This window comes from Desulfitobacterium sp. (assembly GCF_982384815.1).
Window position 1 is genome coordinate 33,155 of sequence record NZ_CEVWNY010000010.1, and the last position, 17,368, is coordinate 50,522.

At 44.5% G+C, this 17,368-nt stretch carries 15 protein-coding genes and 1 pseudogene; 13 read left to right on the top strand and 3 right to left on the bottom strand.

Translation table 11 applies throughout. The annotated features are described in order from the left end of the window. Positions 1 to 165 precede the first annotated feature (165 nt). Positions 166 to 1,695 carry a YifB family Mg chelatase-like AAA ATPase gene (locus AC1U9U_RS03335; protein WP_479959128.1) on the bottom strand — a complete coding sequence of 510 codons (1,530 nt, stop codon included), beginning with the start codon at positions 1,693 to 1,695 and terminating at the stop codon, positions 166 to 168. 236 nt (positions 1,696 to 1,931) lie between these two features. Here AC1U9U_RS03335 and queF point away from each other — a divergent pair, with 236 nt between their 5' ends. The 4 genes from queF (at position 1,932) to AC1U9U_RS03355 (ending at position 6,040) form a co-directional block, all read left to right on the top strand. After that, positions 1,932 to 2,420: a preQ(1) synthase gene (queF, locus tag AC1U9U_RS03340; protein WP_479959129.1), complete on the top strand. Its 489-nt coding sequence runs from the start codon at positions 1,932 to 1,934 to the stop codon at positions 2,418 to 2,420. 143 nt (positions 2,421 to 2,563) lie between these two features. Then, the gene (locus AC1U9U_RS03345; protein WP_479959130.1) at positions 2,564 to 3,523 is read left to right on the top strand and encodes an AAA family ATPase; all 960 of its coding nucleotides are present in this window, start codon (positions 2,564 to 2,566) and stop codon (positions 3,521 to 3,523) included. Further along, the gene (locus tag AC1U9U_RS03350; RefSeq protein WP_479959131.1) at positions 3,510 to 4,658 is read left to right on the top strand and encodes a DUF58 domain-containing protein; all 1,149 of its coding nucleotides are present in this window, start codon (positions 3,510 to 3,512) and stop codon (positions 4,656 to 4,658) included. Before AC1U9U_RS03345 ends, AC1U9U_RS03350 begins: the two co-directional genes overlap by 14 nt. A 2-nt stretch (positions 4,659 to 4,660) precedes the next feature. Further along, entirely contained in the window at positions 4,661 to 6,040 is a 1,380-nt protein-coding gene (locus tag AC1U9U_RS03355; RefSeq protein WP_479959132.1) for a DUF4129 domain-containing protein, read from the top strand. 77 nt (positions 6,041 to 6,117) lie between these two features. Here AC1U9U_RS03355 and AC1U9U_RS03360 read toward each other — a convergent pair whose 3' ends face one another. Next, positions 6,118 to 6,840, bottom strand: a complete 723-nt coding sequence (locus AC1U9U_RS03360) for a glycerophosphodiester phosphodiesterase (protein WP_479959133.1) — start codon at positions 6,838 to 6,840, stop codon at positions 6,118 to 6,120. A gap of 845 nt (positions 6,841 to 7,685) precedes the next feature. On the opposite strand from AC1U9U_RS03360, the gene AC1U9U_RS03365 reads away from it, so the two are divergent. After that, a complete protein-coding gene (locus AC1U9U_RS03365; protein ID WP_479959134.1) occupies positions 7,686 to 8,117 on the top strand; it encodes an Hsp20/alpha crystallin family protein in 432 nt (143 codons plus the stop codon). A gap of 58 nt (positions 8,118 to 8,175) precedes the next feature. On the opposite strand, the gene AC1U9U_RS03370 is transcribed toward AC1U9U_RS03365, so the two are convergent. After that, a complete protein-coding gene (locus AC1U9U_RS03370; RefSeq protein WP_479959135.1) occupies positions 8,176 to 8,358 on the bottom strand; it encodes a small, acid-soluble spore protein, alpha/beta type in 183 nt (60 codons plus the stop codon). 199 nt (positions 8,359 to 8,557) lie between these two features. Here AC1U9U_RS03370 and AC1U9U_RS03375 point away from each other — a divergent pair, with 199 nt between their 5' ends. The 8 genes and pseudogenes from AC1U9U_RS03375 to AC1U9U_RS03410 all read left to right on the top strand — a co-directional run. Beyond that, the gene (locus AC1U9U_RS03375; RefSeq protein WP_479959136.1) at positions 8,558 to 9,385 is read left to right on the top strand and encodes a TIM barrel protein; all 828 of its coding nucleotides are present in this window, start codon (positions 8,558 to 8,560) and stop codon (positions 9,383 to 9,385) included. Positions 9,386 to 9,555: 170 nt separating this feature from the next. Beyond that, positions 9,556 to 10,149 (top strand): DUF3786 domain-containing protein, encoded by a 594-nt coding sequence (locus tag AC1U9U_RS03380; protein ID WP_479959137.1) that lies wholly within the window; start codon positions 9,556 to 9,558, stop codon positions 10,147 to 10,149. Between the two features lie 229 nt (positions 10,150 to 10,378). Beyond that, complete coding sequence (gene ku, locus AC1U9U_RS03385) at positions 10,379 to 11,347, top strand: non-homologous end joining protein Ku (RefSeq protein ID WP_479959138.1); 969 nt, start codon at positions 10,379 to 10,381, stop codon at positions 11,345 to 11,347. Between the two features lie 100 nt (positions 11,348 to 11,447). Then, positions 11,448 to 12,599 carry a DNA-processing protein DprA gene (gene dprA / locus AC1U9U_RS03390; protein ID WP_479959139.1) on the top strand — a complete coding sequence of 384 codons (1,152 nt, stop codon included), beginning with the start codon at positions 11,448 to 11,450 and terminating at the stop codon, positions 12,597 to 12,599. Between the two features lie 126 nt (positions 12,600 to 12,725). Next, the gene (gene topA, locus AC1U9U_RS03395; RefSeq protein WP_479959140.1) at positions 12,726 to 14,816 is read left to right on the top strand and encodes a type I DNA topoisomerase; all 2,091 of its coding nucleotides are present in this window, start codon (positions 12,726 to 12,728) and stop codon (positions 14,814 to 14,816) included. Position 14,817: 1 nt separating this feature from the next. Next, a complete protein-coding gene (trmFO, locus tag AC1U9U_RS03400) occupies positions 14,818 to 16,134 on the top strand; it encodes a methylenetetrahydrofolate--tRNA-(uracil(54)-C(5))-methyltransferase (FADH(2)-oxidizing) TrmFO (protein ID WP_479959141.1) in 1,317 nt (438 codons plus the stop codon). A gap of 161 nt (positions 16,135 to 16,295) precedes the next feature. Continuing rightward, entirely contained in the window at positions 16,296 to 17,192 is an 897-nt protein-coding gene (gene xerC / locus AC1U9U_RS03405; RefSeq protein ID WP_479959142.1) for a tyrosine recombinase XerC, read from the top strand. Between the two features lie 96 nt (positions 17,193 to 17,288). Next, a pseudogene (locus tag AC1U9U_RS03410) lies at positions 17,289 to 17,368 on the top strand (HslU--HslV peptidase proteolytic subunit); the annotation flags it as partial.

The window sequence follows — 17,368 nt, forward strand, 5'->3', positions numbered from 1 at the left end:
CCAAGTTTATAGTATTCTGGGAGATAGAGAGGGAGCTTAATAAAAGAAAAAACGGTAAGACATTAGCATTTTTTGCTTAATATCTACCGTTTTTTCTTGCTATTTTAAAAAATATTTTATTTTAAGGTTTTAAAGCTACTAGACTTTCGTCCAACTATTCTATCTTCATGTTATTATTGTCCGATCAAGGGCGCGAAACTGCAAAGCCTCGGCAAGATGGCGTGGAAGGATTCTGTCTTCACTATCTAAATCGGCGATGGTACGAGCAACCCGCAGAATACGGTCATGGCTGCGGGCACTTAAGTTTTGCCGATCAAATACTCGCCGGAGAAGTTGCTCGCTCACTTGATCAAGAGCGCAGTAATCTACAGTCTCCGCTGCACTCATTTCGGCATTGGTCTTGCTTTCACCTAAACGGACCCATTGACGCTGACGGGCTTTAAGAACCCGAGCCTGCACATCAAGCGAAGACTCTCCTTTTGGGACTGAGTGAAGCTCGTCAAACTCGACTCGGGGAACTTCAATATGCAGGTCAAATCGATCAAGTAAGGGGCCGGATATACGTCCCCGATAGTTATCGATTTGCCTTGGAGTACAGGTGCATGGCCTTTTGGTATCACCTAACCAACCACACGGACAAGGATTCATTGATGCGACGATGCTTAGACGAGCCGGATATTTGACACTGCCACGCTGGCGGGTTAACGTAAGCTCGCGGTCCTCTAAGGGTTGACGTAGGGATTCCAGCACCTCTCGTGAGAACTCCGGCAATTCGTCTAAGAATAGCACCCCATGGTTAGCTAAAATAAGCTCGCCTGGCTTCAAATCCCGACCACCACCGAGAATTCCTGCCGCTGTCGCTGAATGGTGAGGTTGGCGAAATGGTCTTGTATGAATCAGCTGCCCGTTATGTCCCAGCAAGCCGGCGATACTATAGATCTTTGTAACCTCCAGGCTTTCCGCTCTGGTTAAAGGGGGCAGAATACCCGCATAGGCCTTGGCCAGCATGGTCTTCCCCGAGCCGGGTGAGCCAAGCAGAAGGAGGTTATGTCCACCGGCGGCTGCAATTTCCAGGGCTCTTTTGGCTTGCTGTTGCCCCCGAATAGTGCTAAGATCGATAGTATTATCCGGAGGAATCTCTAGAGTGGATTGGGGGGATTTTGTTTGAGGATAGGTGAACAGTTGATCATTCTCTAAAGAATTGACTAACTGTGCAAGATTTTCGGCAGATCCGCTCGTAATCTCTTCTATAAGGTTGGCCTCAAGAACATTCTCAGGAGGAACGATTAGGGCATATTCAGAGTGCTGGGCTAAAGACACGGCCATAGCGAGAATTCCCGGCACCGGTCGCAGCTGCCCCTCTAGAGATAATTCGCCGACAAAGACGGTATTCGTAAGTCTCTTTGCCGAGCATTGCCCCGTGGCCGCTAATATGCCGATGGCAATGGGCAGATCTAACCCAGACCCATCTTTTTTGAGGTCTGCCGGAGCTAAATTTACCGTAATACGCTGTAAGGGGAAGTCGAATCCGGAGTTCTTGATAGCCGAGCGGACCCTTTCACGTGATTCCCGGACTGCCGTGTTGGGAAGCCCAACGATGTCAAACCCGGGCAGTCCGTTGGAGACATCTACCTCTACCCGAATTAAATGGGCCTGAATTCCGGAAACAGCCATACCATGCACAGAAGCAAACAATCTAATCCCTCCCATAGGAGGAAAGATTCGACAGCAATCTGTATTTTCCTTCCAGAATAACTTGGGGGTTCTTGTCGAATAATGAAGGAGTCAGTGGCTAAGGCTAAAAGTAGTATGAGCAAATATTAAGTACTTTTGGGATAAGCTATTAAAGCAGGAAAATGGCGAAGCAATATGTAATATGTACATTAACTAACGGTAAGATTCAAAAATAATTTAAAAGAGGGATTAAAATAATGTCACGACAAAAAGATGAACTTGAAACGGTAACCTTGCTTGGCAGTCATGTTAAGGTTAGTTTTAATTACAATCCGGATATTCTCGAGTACTTTACAAACAAACACCAAGAAAATGATTATTGGGTAAAATTTAACTGTCCGGAATTTACCTCCCTTTGTCCTATGACCGGGCAACCTGACTTTGCAACGATCTATATTAGCTATGTTCCCGATGTCAAAATGGTTGAGAGCAAGTCTTTGAAGCTTTATCTATTGAGCTTTAGAAATAATGGAGATTTTCATGAGGATGTCGTTAATATTATTATGAAGGATTTAATAAAACTGCTTGAGCCTCGTTACATTGAGGTCTGGGGCAAGTTTCTCCCTAGAGGGGGAATCAGCATTGATCCCTATTGTAATTATGGCAAAGGCGAAAAGTGGGAGAAGTTTGCTGCTCAGCGACTCCTTTATCATGATGTTCAGCTGGAACACATCGACAATCGCTAGAAAGGCGTATCATAAAAGCTCTGCTTAAAAGGCTGAGCTTTTATGACATATTTTTCGAAATATTCTCTTCTTACTTGTCCTCTCACACGCTATACTAACAATATACGACAAAAGACCTATAGCGATAAAGCGAGGGATTTGAATTGTACTTACGGCAAATAGAAGAGTTAAGTAATAGTGTCTCCAAAATCGTAATTGGCAAGGAAAAAGTCCTGGAACTTATTTTAGTTGGTTTATTGGCAGATGGACATATATTAATCGATGATGTTCCAGGTGTTGGCAAGACTTTATTAGCGAAAACATTAGCAGCTACTTTAGGCTGTGATTTTCGGCGTATCCAGTTTACCCCTGACCTGACACCTACCGATGTTACAGGTTTTTTTGTCTATAACCGTAGCACTAATGATTTCACATTCCGACCTGGTCCGGTGATGACCAATATTTTGCTTGCAGATGAAATTAACCGCACCGTACCTCGTACACAATCAAGTTTACTTGAAGCGATGGAAGAAAAACAGATTACTGTGGAAGGACAGACCTTTCCTTTACCCAAACCATTTTTGGTCTTGGCGACTCAGAATCCTTTTGAGCAAGAAGGCACCTTCCCCTTACCGGAAGCCCAATTAGACCGTTTTATACTGAAGGTTAGTATGGGTTACCCCAGTGCTAAAGAAGAAGAGGAGATTCTCACAGCACAAACAAAGCAAAACACCGCTTCATCTTTACCGATGGTTGCGGAAGCTACTGATGTCCTTGCCTGGCAGGAGGCAACAGAACAAATTACGGTCCGCCGGCCTTTATGTAATTATCTGGTTTCCCTTGTCAGAGCAACCCGTGAACATCCCTCCATTGCCTTGGGGGCCAGTCCGCGGGCAACAGTGGCCTTATTTCGGGCGGTTAAAGCCTTGGCTTTTTTGCGTAAACGTAGTTATGTTATCCCCGACGATATTAAATATCTTGCCCAACCTGTCTTGGCCCATCGACTTATTCTGCGCCGTGAAGACCGTCTGCGTGGACTAAATGCGCGGACTGTTCTTAATGAAGTTTTGCAAAACATTCCGGTGCCAATTGAGAAGGAGGGTGACGCCGGTGGGGGAGATTGAAGTAACTTCACCAACGGAAATATCCCTTTTTAGTATTGGAATCATAAGAATAATCATTGCAATTACTATGCTCATCTCATTACGTAGTCAATTTTATCTGCCGGCGCTTGTGTGTCTTCTGCTCCTGGTTACGATCGAGGGTGCACGTTATTGGAGCCGCCGGGGATTACGCCGGCTGACTTTAACCCAAGAGCTTACACCAGCTCGCCTTTTTCCCGGCGAAGAAGCAAGTTTAAACCTGCGTATAAACAATGCAAAGCTACTGCCGGTCTTTTTGGAATGGCAGCTTCAACTGCCTAGCGGGCTTTTCTTAGTTACGGCTGATTCAGAAAGAATTGCTTCTCATTTTTCCGAGCAAACAATTATTAAATGGTTTGCTTCCAGCGAACATATCTATACCTTCAAGGCAGCTAAGCGCGGCGTCTACCGACTTCCTGCACCTGTATTAATCTCTAGAGACGGTCTAGGCCTTTTTAGCACTGAAAATTCCCGACAAGGTACGGAGCGGGAAATAATAGTATATCCACGTCTTGCGGCTTTACCTGAACTAAAGTTAAATCCCGCTGACCTGATCGGTTCAAGAGCGGACCGTAGACCGATTCTCCCGGATCCGCTCAATATTGCCGGGCTTCGTGAATATACTCCCGATATGCCCGCTCGCTCAATTGCCTGGAAAGCCAGCGTTAATAAAGATAACCTCCTGGCAAGGGTACAAGAAGCCTCTTCAGATCTTCGCTTATGTATTGCCGTAGATGTCACGGCCCATAGTGAATCTATCTCCCAGTTCGAATATGCTCTTTCTTTAGCTGGGGCCTTGGCCTGTTGGGCCGATGAACGTAGGATACCTTTTGGCTTTCTAGCTAACGCCGGACAAACAAATCTGACAAGTCCAGCCCTAATTCCGCTTGCCGCCGGTCCAAATCAGGCTACCTATGTTTTAGAATGTCTAGCTAGGCTAGAATCAGAACCCTCAGCTCCCTTTGAGGAATTGCTGCGCTCCAGCCATTTCCCTTGGGGGACTACTTTAATTATCTTAGGAAACAATACCCTCTACGACCGCCCGCCTGGAGTAAACCATTTAGTAAACTTTCCGGTCTCGGAAAATTGTACTGTCCTGACTCAAAAGGAGGACTAAATATGCCCACCGATCAAGCAACCGGATATAGAATACATATAGGCTTCCTCACACTTTTTGCTGAGGTAATTAGCATCTCTATGTTTATCGCCCTCGTCTTCGCGGCAGTCTCCAGAGCTTTGGAAAGCTCAATCTTAACGGGCCAACCTCTTAGTGTTTCTTTTTGGCCGCTCTTCTTCTTCGCCGGAGTAGCTTTTCTCATTAATTACCGGCTCGCCGGTCGAACCCACCGAATTATAACCTTTTTGCTTGTCAATCTTTTAATTGGTGGATTTGCCATACGGCTTCTAATGATAACTACTTTTACTTCCGCAAATTTCTTTCCTGCTTGGTCTACTTTAAGTAAGACTGAATGGTTTTTGCTCATGAGCAGCTGGGTTGCTTTTCTCCTTTGCAGTCTTAGGCTTTGGTACAGTGGGCTTATGCTTGCGAGAAAAACACCGGCAAATCGCTCTGCCATTACTCGGTTCGAGGTAACCGTAATTCTAAATTTTGTTATTGTTCTGATCGCGGCTTTAAATTCAATTAGTCTTCCCAAGGCGGCTTTCTGGCTGGTGGTTAATATTCTGACCAACTGCACAATTCTAGCCTTGACACGTCCGAGTACTGCGCCCGTTAAATTACGATTGCTTGGCCCCGGGGTTCTGGCGATAGTTCTTTTTCCCATTTCTTTCACTGCTTCCTATTTGTTGCCTGGTCTTTCTGACCCTGCGGGTATGCTGTTACAAGCTTCGCAGCCAATTGTTAATACATTCACCGCAATTTTAGTCTTTATTATCTCCAGGCTATATAATTACAAAAAGTTTAGTCCTGAACCCGCTTCTTCAAGCCCTAATACTGTAAATGAACTAAACGGGGAAGCAGTGGCATCTACTTCACCCGGCTGGCTTACCACAATCACCCAAATTCTATTCTGGGGCTTAATAATCTTGCTTGTCCTTGTAGTAGTTGCTCTATTAGGATATCTAATGTATCGCATTTTCGTTCGCCTATTGCGAATCCAAACAGCTTCCGCACCCAAAAACTCCTCGCAAAGATGGCTTCCGAATTTAATTACATTCCTCAAGAGCTGTTTCACTTGGCTTATTGCTAAGCTCGTCCCAAGACTTCGATTAGTACCAAGAAAATTAAATGTCCTGCTTGCTTATCAAGCCCTCGAACAATGGGGTGCAAAGAAAAGACTTCCTCGTCAGCTTCACGAGACTCCTTACGAGTATCTGGAACGTCTAAAAGATAAATTTCCCGAACAAACCAATAATCTCAAATATATTACGGAAAGCTACGTGGATTACACTTATGGCACCGGGGGACTAGGTGATCTCTCACTGGATAGACTTAAAATTGCTGTCGGAGGTCTTAAAAGACGAAGTCCATTATCATGATATCTTATAAAAAATATTACCCAATAAATGCCTCTATTCAATGCATATTTAATTGCGGATAGGGGCTCGTAACGATACTAGAGAACCTTATCACAACCTAGAAGGTAGATGCCTTTTTGTAACATACAACGGGCTATTTTGCGGTTAGGAATTCCAAAAGCATTGGGCGTAAGACCCTGGGAGAATAGCAAAGGGAGCAGTTCGGGGATTTCCAAGAATGCCTGATAGGGAGCGCTTGCTATAGAGATCTGAGCCTTTTTGATCCGCTCTAGAATGGCATCTTCCGGTAAGAGCAATTTCCCTAGAACAATATTGGAGTCTAGTTGACGTAAATACTCCAATTGCCGGATATCAAAGGAAATGGGTATTGCCCATTTTTCCATCTGACATAAATAGATTTCTCTCAGGACTTGCTCCAAACCCTCTTTTCCAACAGTTTTCTTCAATTCAATAGAAACTTTTCCCTTACCTTTGATTGTCCAAAGTGCTTCCCTGAGGGAAGGGATTTTTTCTCCGCGATAAGCGTAAGCAAATTTGACACCGGCATCATATTTTCGCAATTCCTGAAAAGTCATATCGGAAACTAGCCCATGTCCATTTGTAGTTCTATCGATTGTTTCATCGTGGATAACAACCGGTACTCCGTCACTGCTCATTTGCACATCCAGTTCAATTCCGTTGGCACCTAGACTCAATGCCTTGCGAAACGCCACCAAGGTGTTTTCCGGAAATTGAAGCATGAAGCCACGATGGGCAATAATCTCCACGCATTTACCACGGCTACTAATAAAAGTGTTCATTACACTCTCCTACAAATATTGCTTACTGGTTTATGATATGTAAGTTATTAAGTAAGTGAGAAGGTAAAGGGGAAAGTCCTTGTGAAAAAGATAACCAAGATCAATAATAAAATTAATTCATTACCCTCGAATAATATAAAAACTAAAATATTTAACAGCAACCTTGTAGCGTATATACCTGTAAATAATGAGGTAACTTCAATTATGTTAATAAAGCAAAAGGAAGCAAAAACTCTCGATCATCCATTAAACAAGTATAAATATCATATATCATATTTCAGATATGTTCGTCTCTCTCCACAATAATGAGGACTCTATATCTTTTGTGTTCCCTTCTTATTTACTAAATTCAGAACCAATGTACTTGGATAAAAAATACAAAACAGATTTTAATATTGCCGAATTTGAAAAATTTTATGATGAGTTTGTTGCATGTTATGGTATTCAATCTAAGTCGTTATACATTTTAGAAAATAAAATTATACTTAACGGTAATCTCATTGGGTCCGCGAATTTAAACAACATTAAGCAAGTTGAATTGGTGTTTTCTCAGGAACAGAATAAGAATTATGTATCTATAACTGTTATCAAGTCATAACCAGCCCGTTCAAGATACTGTTTATTTATTATGATCCTATTGTGAAACAGGGATGGGCAAAGGAATTAGTGGGGTGAAGATGTGTTTGATTTGGAGCGAATGGCACATCAAATGACTATGAATTTGTTGAAAGATTCACCGATGGATGCAGTAGTAAAGCTTTGCCTTTAATTCGCCTGAATGTTTTTGCCGAAAATTTGCCATACTAAGATTTGAACTAAAACAAAATCTTAAAGAGGTGAAGGTTATGGCATTAATACCCTACGACCCTTTCCAAATGTTAAACCGGTATTGGGATGACATGGAGCGAGACTTCATTAAGGGAAGAGGCAAAGAGGATCTTTCTCAGTTCCTTTACCGTGTGGATGTGGAAGAAACACCTAGTCAAGTCTTTGTTACAGCTGAAATTCCTGGGTTAGAGAAAAAGGAAGATCTTCATATCGGGATAGACGAAAATCACTTAACTATCAGCGGCGAGATTAAACGAAGTTCCTCAATAGAAGAGCGTTCTTCTCACCGAGCGGAACGGTATTATGGAAAGTTCAGTCGTACCCTTACCCTCCCCGCAGTAGTTAAGGCCGATGGAGCCCATGCCGGCTATAAAAACGGGGTCTTGGAACTGTCTTTCCTTAAGGACCGTCACCCTGCTGCTCGTACAATTGAAGTGGATTTTCATTAGAAATTAAAAAGGGATTAACTCTTAAAAGAATGAGTTAATCCCTTTACTTTACTTTTTATTAGGACATACGACCTGCCATATTGCGCTCGGCAATCTCAATCGCTTTTTTAACCATGTTCCCACAGTTACGGGAGGATACGCCACTGAACCCTTCTTGCTTTAAGGTATCCGAAAATCCAAGCTCTTGGGCAATCTGCTGTTTAAGATCTTCCGACATGGTGCTGCGACGACGTCTGGACATCTGGATTCCTCCTTTCATCTCGGGGCAATAAAAACTCCTTGCGATTAATGCAAGTAACAATAGTTTGCAACGTTTCTCCCCACTTTATGTGTAGTTAAGTTTTTTATTATGAATAATACCGGAGAAAAACTTTGGAGATATTCACTAAAGCTGGTATATTAAATGCAATTAATGTTAAATGAAAAAAGGGGAGATCGATTTGTCTTTACTGTTTGGAACAGCAGGTGTGCCTATCTCGGCGAAGGAACGCTCAACGGAAGCCGGAGTCAAAAGAGTTAGGGAGCTTCAACTGGATGCCATGGAGATAGAATTCGTTCAAGGGGTCCGCATGGGTGAAGAAAAGGCCCATAAGGTTGCCAAGGTGGCTGTAGAAGAAAATGTTGCGTTAAGCTGTCATGGTCCTTATTGGATTAATTTTAATTCCCAGGAGCCGGAAAAGGTTGCAGCCAGTGGTGATCGGCTTCTCCACAGTGCTCGTATAAGCAAAATCCTGGGTGTGCGGAGTGTAGTATTCCATCCTGCTTTTTACCATAATGATGATCCTCAGGTGGTTTTGGAGAGGACGGCTAAAGAACTTATGAAGGTTCGGGAAATTCTGGATGCGGAAGGTAATGATGTAGTACTACGACCGGAAACAACTGGTAAGCCCTCACAGTTAGGTACTCTTCAAGAGGTACTGACCCTAGCCCAAGTAGTACCGGGTGTACTACCCTGTATTGATATAAGCCATCTTCATGCCCGCAGTAATGGCCGCATTAATACCTATGATGAGTTCTGTGAGGTTCTTGAGGTTTCCGCAGAGGCTCTGGGGGACCGCTGGGTACGGAATGTTCATTTTCATGTTTCAGGGATCGAGTATGGGCTAAAAGGCGAAAAAAAGCATCTGATATTAAAAGAGTCGGATTTTCACTATCCCGAATTATTAAAAGCAATGCACAGTTTTGGGGTAGAGGGATTGGTTATCTGTGAAAGTCCCAACCTTGAAGAGGATGCGCTATTGCTGCAAGAGACCTATCGAAGTATCTAGGTCCTTATAATATTGGGATATATAATTTCAGAGAGGAATTCCTATATTTTTTGTTGCAATAGGAGGGAAATAAAGTTCCTAAGTAAAAAGTCAGAAGGAAAAAGAAAACTAAACAAGAATTGTTTAAAGAGTAATAGGGGATGGAAAAGGGATAAAGAGGAGGAAATAGGATGAACTATACTGCGGCTTATGAGATAGCATTGGAAAAGTTCAGGCAGGGGAATTTGGAAGAGATGTCGGAGTATTCCGGTTATCCGGTAGAGGGTAATAAAATTAAGGTCGAGTTTCTGGGGCAAAAGTTTGATGTGGAATACCCCTCCGGGCAGTTTTATCCGGAGATTGCAACCGCCGATGGGGTGCCATTGCCAACACAAATACTCATACTTCATTATCTAGTAAACCATTCCCCGGCTATTCAAACCGACCGGTTAATATCCTATAAAGAGTTGCCGGGTGGAAGTATTTATATCCAACCCTTTACGAACCGTGCCATTAATCCCTTAGTCAAGACCTTTGGTCAGAATCCCCAAGCTTTAATTAATGTGGCAAATTCTTTGGGAGGCGAACCCATAGCCTTGGGGGATGCTGCGGTAAAGATCAAGGCTTTCCCTAAGATTCCAATGACTTTGGTAGTCTGGGGTGCGGATGATGAGTTTCCGGCATCGGGAAATATTTTGTTTGATTCCTCGGCTGGATCGATTCTTCATACAGAGGATTATGCTGTTTTGGCGAGCTTAGTTGTATTTACTTTAGCTCTACTCTAGCAGATACTGCAGGATATGTTCAAGCCGTTGTTGATGCTGCTAAAGCTGCAAAGTAATCAAGCTTATAGATTTTAAATATCAAAAGTGCCGCAACTACTTTTAAGGTAGCTTGCGGCACTTTTTTTAGCTAAATTAACAAAAAACGGTTAAGCAGCCAATAAGAAATAAAATTTTTAAGAATGAACACTAAGCTTTTGCTTAAGAATAAACTTGAGGAGGTGTTATAAAAATGCATACTGTATGGAAAGGTTCCATTAGCTTTGGCCTGGTCAATGTCCCGGTTAAGATGCATGCCGCTACCGAAACCCAGGAATTCCATTTTAACTATTTACATAAAGACTGCCATAACCGCATTCGTTATACCAAGAAATGCCCCCATTGTGATGTAGAAGTAGTAGCGGAGAATATTGTTAAAGGGTATGAATACGAAAAGGATAATTATGTAATCATGGAGGAAGAAGACTTAGCAAGCTTGGAAGCACCCATAAGCCGCTCTATCGATATTCTCGACTTTATTGACCTTAGTGATATTGATCCTATTTATTATCAAAAGTCCTATTATTTAAGTCCGGAAGAGACTGCTCAGAAGGCCTATCGCCTCCTCTGTCTAGCCATGGCAGATACTAACAAAGTAGCTATTGCCAAACTAACCATGCGGTCCAAACAGCATTTAGCCTGTCTTCGGGTTATAGATAAGAACACTTTGGCGCTGGAAACAATGTATTATCCGGCGGAGATCAGACATCTTGAAACTAGCTGGGATAATGTTTCTCCTACGGATACGGAAATAGCCATGGCAAAACAGTTGATCGAAAATCTGGCTGCTCCTTTTGAACCGCAAAAATATCGGGACGAATTAAGAGAGCAAGTTAAAGAGCTGATCGAGAAGAAAGTTGCCGGGGAAAGCTTCCGGGTCACTGCAGCTCCGGAGCCGGGTAAGGTTACTGATCTTATGGAGGCCTTAAAAGCCAGCATTGCCATGACCGATCAGAAAAAAGGAACGCCGATAGAAGAGGAAGAGACGGCGGAGGTCGCAAAAACTAAAAAGAGCAAAGCGAAGGGTAGGAAGAAGGCCGAATCCGATAATCCATCCGGCGAAGATGCTCAGAATCAAGAGCTTATTACTCCGGAAGGAGAAGACAAGCCACCTAAATCTACCTTAACAATGCGTGGTCGCCGCAAAGCAAAGGGAGCCTAGGAAAGATTAGAAGAAGGCAGGGATTTGAGCGAAGTCGGGGAGGAAAAAAGCAGGAAAATATCCCCAGAGTCACGAAATGATGGACGGGGAGGGGTATTTTTTGACTAAAAGCAGTTTGATAGTGGATTTATCACTGGAAAAGCGTATTCGAGCCGTTTTGCATTCATTAAAGGGCGTAGGAAGCGGCAGACTACGCCAGTTGATCGCCCGTTTTGGTAGCGCTGTAAACGCATGGGAACGGATTAGCGAGGTGCCGGAATATTTGGATGAGCCTTGGGCCCGGCAGATTATCCTTAAACATCGGTCCAATCCCCAAGAGTTAGAAGAACAGCTTGATGCTAAAGGGATAAAGATAATCATTCCCGAAGAAGAGGGCTATCCGGATTTGTTAAGGCAGCTGGCCGATGCGCCGCCCTTGCTTTATTATAAGGGTTACCTGTCTCCGGGTAAGGAATCCCTGGGCATTGTGGGAGCCCGTAAGGCTACTGCTTATGGAAGGGCTGCTGCCGAGGCCTTGGCCAAAGAAGTTTCCGAACAAGATATTATTGTCATCAGTGGCCTAGCCAGAGGAATTGACACAGCAGCTCATCGCGGTGCTCTGGCCGGAGGGGGAATAACTTGGGCGATAATGGGCTGTGGGTTAGACTATATGTACCCGCCGGAAAACCGGAAACTAGCGGATGATATAATTGCCAACCAGGGAGCTATTTGGAGTGAATTCAATCCGGCTATGCCTCCGGAACCAAGACTCTTTCCGATGCGCCACCGCTTGATTAGCGGTATGTCCCGAGGGGCTGCGGTGGTTGAGGCCGCCCTCAAAAGTGGGGCATTGATCACCGTAGACTTTGCTTTGGAACAGGGGCGTGAGGTATTTGCAATTCCTGGGCCAATTTTTAGCCAAACAAGTAAGGGAACTAATAATCTGATTCGGCAGGGTGCAAAACTTGTTGAGGGATATGAGGATATATTAGCGGAAATTCCTGCCTTTGCCGGGTTAAAGATTTCTGCGAAAACTACCGAACCACAAAATTCCGGTTGCCATCGTCAGCAAGCTAAGACAGAGCCACTTATCACCCCGGATCAAGTTAAAATTCTCGAAATGCTTAGTGATCAGCCTACTCATATTGATCAGATTACCCTAAATTCTGAGGTAGCACCGGAGCAGATACCGCTGGTACTATTAGAATTGCAACTAGCCGGACAAATCGAACAACTTTCCGGTCAATATTATGTATTAGCTTACAAGTGCTAGACATACTATGGAAAAGAGGATAATATTAGGCTAGTTTGGATAGCATAAAGCCAAAAGTGCGTTCGGTAAAAGTTTATAGAAAATTTGGCATAATATTTATACGTAGATATTTTCTCGAGGTGAATTATGGCTAAAACACTTGTCATCGTGGAATCTCCTGCAAAGGCAAAATCCATAGGTAAATTTTTAAGCAAAAATTATACGGTAAAAGCATCTATGGGACATTTGCGCGATCTTCCTAAAAGTCAAATGGGAGTAGATGTTGAAAACGACTTTGAGCCCAAGTATATTGCCATTCGCGGACGCGGTGACTTAATCAAAGAACTTCGTACGGCGGCTAAGTCCGTGGATCGTATTCTCTTGGCTTCCGACCCTGATCGTGAGGGTGAGGCAATTGCTTGGCATTTAGGACATCTCCTGGGGTTGGATTTGACTGAGAATTGCCGTATTGAATTTCACGAAATCACTAAACCGGCGATAACAGCCGCAATTAAGCAACCACGGAAGATTGATTCCAGCAAGGTTGATGCTCAGCAGGCACGCCGCGTCCTCGATCGCTTAGTGGGATATCAATTAAGTCCCCTTCTTTGGCGAAAAGTGAAAAAGGGGTTAAGTGCCGGAAGAGTTCAATCGGTCGCTGTTCGGCTGATCTGTGATCGGGAGGAGGAAATTCGCAACTTTATCCCGGTAGAATATTGGACCCTGACCGCCTCCTTACAGAGTGCCGGAGGTGTATTTTCGGCTAAGCTGGTGAAGAAAGATGATCAGAAGATCAGTATTTCTTCGGAAGATGAAATGAACCAAGTGCTTGAGGCGCTGAAAAATAAGTCTTTCAAAGTTAAGGATATCCGCACCAAGGAAAAGAAAAAACAACCTGCTCCACCCTTTACCACGAGCAGTCTGCAGCAGGAAGCCCATCGTAAGCTGAATATGTCTCCGAAACGAACTATGATGCTGGCCCAACAGCTCTATGAGGGCATAGAACTGGGTAAAGCCGGCAGCATTGGTTTAATAACCTATATGCGAACGGACTCGGTGAGAATTTCCGAGGTTGCTCAAGCAGAGGCTAAGGATTTCATTATCGCCCAATATGGTGGGGATTATTATCCTCCGGAACCTCGGCAGTTTAAGAGTAAGGGCCGGGCTCAAGAAGCCCATGAGGCTATCCGTCCCACTTCCCTATTAAGGACTCCGGAGTCTTTAAAGGAGTATTTGTCCCGGGATCAACTTCGTCTTTATCGCCTAATTTGGGAGCGATTTTTAGCCAGTCAAATGAGTGCGGCGCTACTTGATACCTTAACCGTTGAAGTGGAGGCTGGAGAATATCTATTTCGCGCTAATGCTTCTACAGTTCGTTTTCCCGGCTATCTTGCCGTATATGAAGAGGGCCAGGACGAAAATGACGAACAAGAGGAAGGAAATCTTTCGGCTAATATCCTACCCCAGGAAGGCTTAAGTCTGGTAGACCTTCAAGAGAAGCAGCATTTTACCGAACCTCCGCCAAGATATACGGAGGCTTCCTTGGTGCGCAAAATGGAGGAAGAAGGTATCGGGCGACCAAGTACCTATGCTCCGACCATTGAAACTATCCAAAGCCGAGGCTATGTGGCTAAGGAAGGCAAACAGCTTTCTCCCACTGAATTAGGGGAAATTGTCGTCACTATTTTAAAGGAGTATTTCCCGGAAGTTGTGGATCTGGAATTTACAGCCAACTTGGAGAAAAAGCTTGATGATATTGAAGAGGGAGCCCTGCCTTGGAAGCAAGTTATTCGGGATTTCTATGGACCTTTTGCGGTCACCTTGGCAGAGGCAGACCAAAGGATGGGTAAAGTCCAGATCGAGGATAAAGTGTCTGATGAGATCTGTGAAAACTGCGGCCGCAATATGGTCATTAAAATGGGCCGCTACGGTAAGTTCCTGGCCTGTCCCGGGTTCCCGGAATGTCGAAACACTAAGCCATTATTAGAAGAAGTCGGAACCAATTGTCCTAATTGCGGAAATCCTTTAGTAATCAGACGGAGCAAAAAAGGTAGGAAATTTTACGGTTGCAGCACTTATCCTGAGTGTGAGTTTGTCTCTTGGGAACTGCCGGCTCCGGAACCTTGCCCAAATTGCGGCGGGTTAATGGTGGTTAAGACTTCTAAACAAGGGAAAAAATATGTCTGTACCAATTCAGAATGCCGTTTTGACAAGGAAGTAGAGGAGCAAGCAGAATAATATGCCGTCAATAAAAGTCATTGGAGCGGGTCTAGCCGGCGCAGAAGCCGCTTGGCAGATCGCCCGCCTTGGAATAGAGGTTGAACTATATGAGATGAGGCCGGTAATGATGACGCCGGCCCATCATACTGATCGTTTTGCAGAACTGGTTTGCAGTAACTCCCTTAAGGGTGCCGGTTTGGACAATGCTGCCGGACTGCTTAAAGAAGAGATGCGTCAATTAGACTCGCTGCTTATAAAGGAAGCTGATCGGTATTCGGTACCCGCCGGTGGTGCTTTAGCGGTAGATCGGGAAAAATTCTCCCAAGCCATAACCAAATGCTTGAAAGACCATCCCCTTATCCATATCCATAGGGAAGAAGTTACAACCATTCCCCAAGCGGGCGTTGTTGTGATTGCTACCGGTCCCTTGACTTCCGAGCCGTTAGCCCAGGAGATTCAAAAGATGACAGGGGAGGATGCCCTTTCTTTTTATGATGCGGCGGCTCCTATTGTCACCTTGGAATCAATCGATATGAGTAAGGCCTTCTGGGCCTCCCGCTATGATAAAGGAGACCCGGATTATTTGAACTGCCCAATGTCCGAAGAAGAATACAGGCTTTTTTATCAGGAACTAATTAAAGCAGAGGCAGCAGAAGTCAAAGGCTTCGAAAAAGGCAAGGTTTTTGAAGGTTGTATGCCTATCGAGGTAATGGCAGCACGCGGTGAGCAAACTTTAACTTTCGGTCCTCTTAAGCCGGTGGGCTTGGTCGATTCCCGGACCGGTAAACGTTCTTATGCTGTTGTTCAGCTCCGTAAGGAAAATCGGGAAGGGACCCTCTTTAATTTGGTAGGATTTCAGACCCATCTCAAATGGGGGGAACAAAAAAGGGTATTTCGCCTGATTCCCGGCTTAGAAAATGCCGAATTTGTCCGCTATGGGGTTATGCACCGCAACACCTTTTTAAATGCCCCGAAGGTCTTAAAAGCCGACTACAGCCTCAAAAGGTCACCAAACATCTTTTTTGCCGGTCAAATTACCGGCGTTGAGGGCTATGTGGAATCGATCGCCAGCGGCCTGGTGGCGGGAATCAACGCTGTTCGGCACTTAAACAACCGGCCAACCATACTTTTCCCGGAAGAAACTGCCCTGGGAGCCCTTGCCCGTCACTTAGAGGGCTCCCCCAGCGTAGATTTCCAACCAATGAGTATCAATTTCGGCCTGCTGCCACCCCTCGGTATGCGGATTAAAGCCAAGCGGGAGAAGAATAAGTTGATTTCGGAACGGGCCTTGGCGAAGCTTGAAGAGTTTAAAACAGCGATGGGATTAGGGATATAGCGTCAAGATACTTCACTGCGTTCAGTATGACAAAGCACTGCGTTCAGTATGACAAAGCACTGCGTTTAGTATGACAAAGCACTGTGTCATCCTGAGCGGGAGCGAAGGATCTTTTTCTAGGACTAAATGTATACTAAAGAAACCTAGGGGAGTGGTAACAAGTGCAAGCTGATCAGGCAATTAGCCTTTTTGACGGTCATCTTAAAGCCCAAAACCGCTCGGAAAATACCCTTATTGCTTACCATAACGACCTTGTCCAATTTTTTGATTTTTCTGCCCGGGAGCTGGGGATAGACCCTGGGGAACTCACAGTGGATCAAGTAGACATCTATCTAGTACGCAGCTTCCTTGGAGAAATGACTGATCGAGGCCTTGAGCGAAAAAGCATGGCCCGTAAACTCTCGGCGCTACGGGCTTTCTTTAAGTTTCTATGCCGGGAAGGGATTATTTCGAAAAACCCTGTTCAAAGGATTGCAACGCCCAAATTAGGCAGAAAACTGCCCCAGTTTTTATCCGCGGAACAATTAGTCAATCTTACTCAAGTACCGGATAGTACTACCATTCTGGGGGCCCGTGATCAAGTGATTATCGAACTGCTTTATGGTTCAGGTCTGCGGGTTAGCGAGCTTGCCGGCTTGAATCGCCAAGATATCAAGGCGGAGGAATCTCTAGTTCGCGTGCGGGGTAAGGGGAGTAAGGAGAGAATTGTTCCACTGACTCGATTTGCCGTAGAAGCTGTCCAAGCGTATCTACGGATGAGGAAGGATGACCAAGAAGCCCTTTTGCTCAATTACAAAGGGTCACGGCTCTCCGTTCGCTCTATTCGCCGCATCTTGGATCGACTGGCCTTGGAAGCGGGATTAACTCAACATCTTCACCCGCATATGCTTCGTCATTCCTTTGCTACTCATTTACTTGATGGTGGTGCAGATTTACGGAGCGTCCAAGAGCTTTTAGGACATTCCAAGCTTTCCTCCACTCAGATCTATACCCATTTGACCAAGGAACGTTTACGAGAAATATATAAGCAAACTCATCCGCGTGCCCAAAAAAAATAGTCTTTAAATTTTCACAAATTGACAACAATTGTACACAATTCTTCCTTGACACTTTGAATAATTTTCTGTAAACTGCCGATATAAGGAGGTTATCCCATGTTCCATGCAACGACAATAGTAGCAGTAAAAAAGGGTGAACAAGTGGCAATGGCCGGTGATGGCCAGGTTACCATGGG

Coding starts and splice junctions, on each gene's coding strand:
- trmFO (WP_479959141.1), top strand. CDS start 14,818: ATGCCGTCAATAAAAGTCATTGGAGCGGGTCTAGCCGGCGCAGAAGCC.
- topA (WP_479959140.1), top strand. CDS start 12,726: ATGGCTAAAACACTTGTCATCGTGGAATCTCCTGCAAAGGCAAAATCC.
- AC1U9U_RS03370 (WP_479959135.1), bottom strand. CDS start 8,358: ATGTCCAGACGTCGTCGCAGCACCATGTCGGAAGATCTTAAACAGCAG.
- ku (WP_479959138.1), top strand. CDS start 10,379: ATGCATACTGTATGGAAAGGTTCCATTAGCTTTGGCCTGGTCAATGTC.
- AC1U9U_RS03355 (WP_479959132.1), top strand. CDS start 4,661: ATGCCCACCGATCAAGCAACCGGATATAGAATACATATAGGCTTCCTC.
- queF (WP_479959129.1), top strand. CDS start 1,932: ATGTCACGACAAAAAGATGAACTTGAAACGGTAACCTTGCTTGGCAGT.
- AC1U9U_RS03365 (WP_479959134.1), top strand. CDS start 7,686: ATGGCATTAATACCCTACGACCCTTTCCAAATGTTAAACCGGTATTGG.
- AC1U9U_RS03360 (WP_479959133.1), bottom strand. CDS start 6,840: ATGAACACTTTTATTAGTAGCCGTGGTAAATGCGTGGAGATTATTGCC.
- AC1U9U_RS03380 (WP_479959137.1), top strand. CDS start 9,556: ATGAACTATACTGCGGCTTATGAGATAGCATTGGAAAAGTTCAGGCAG.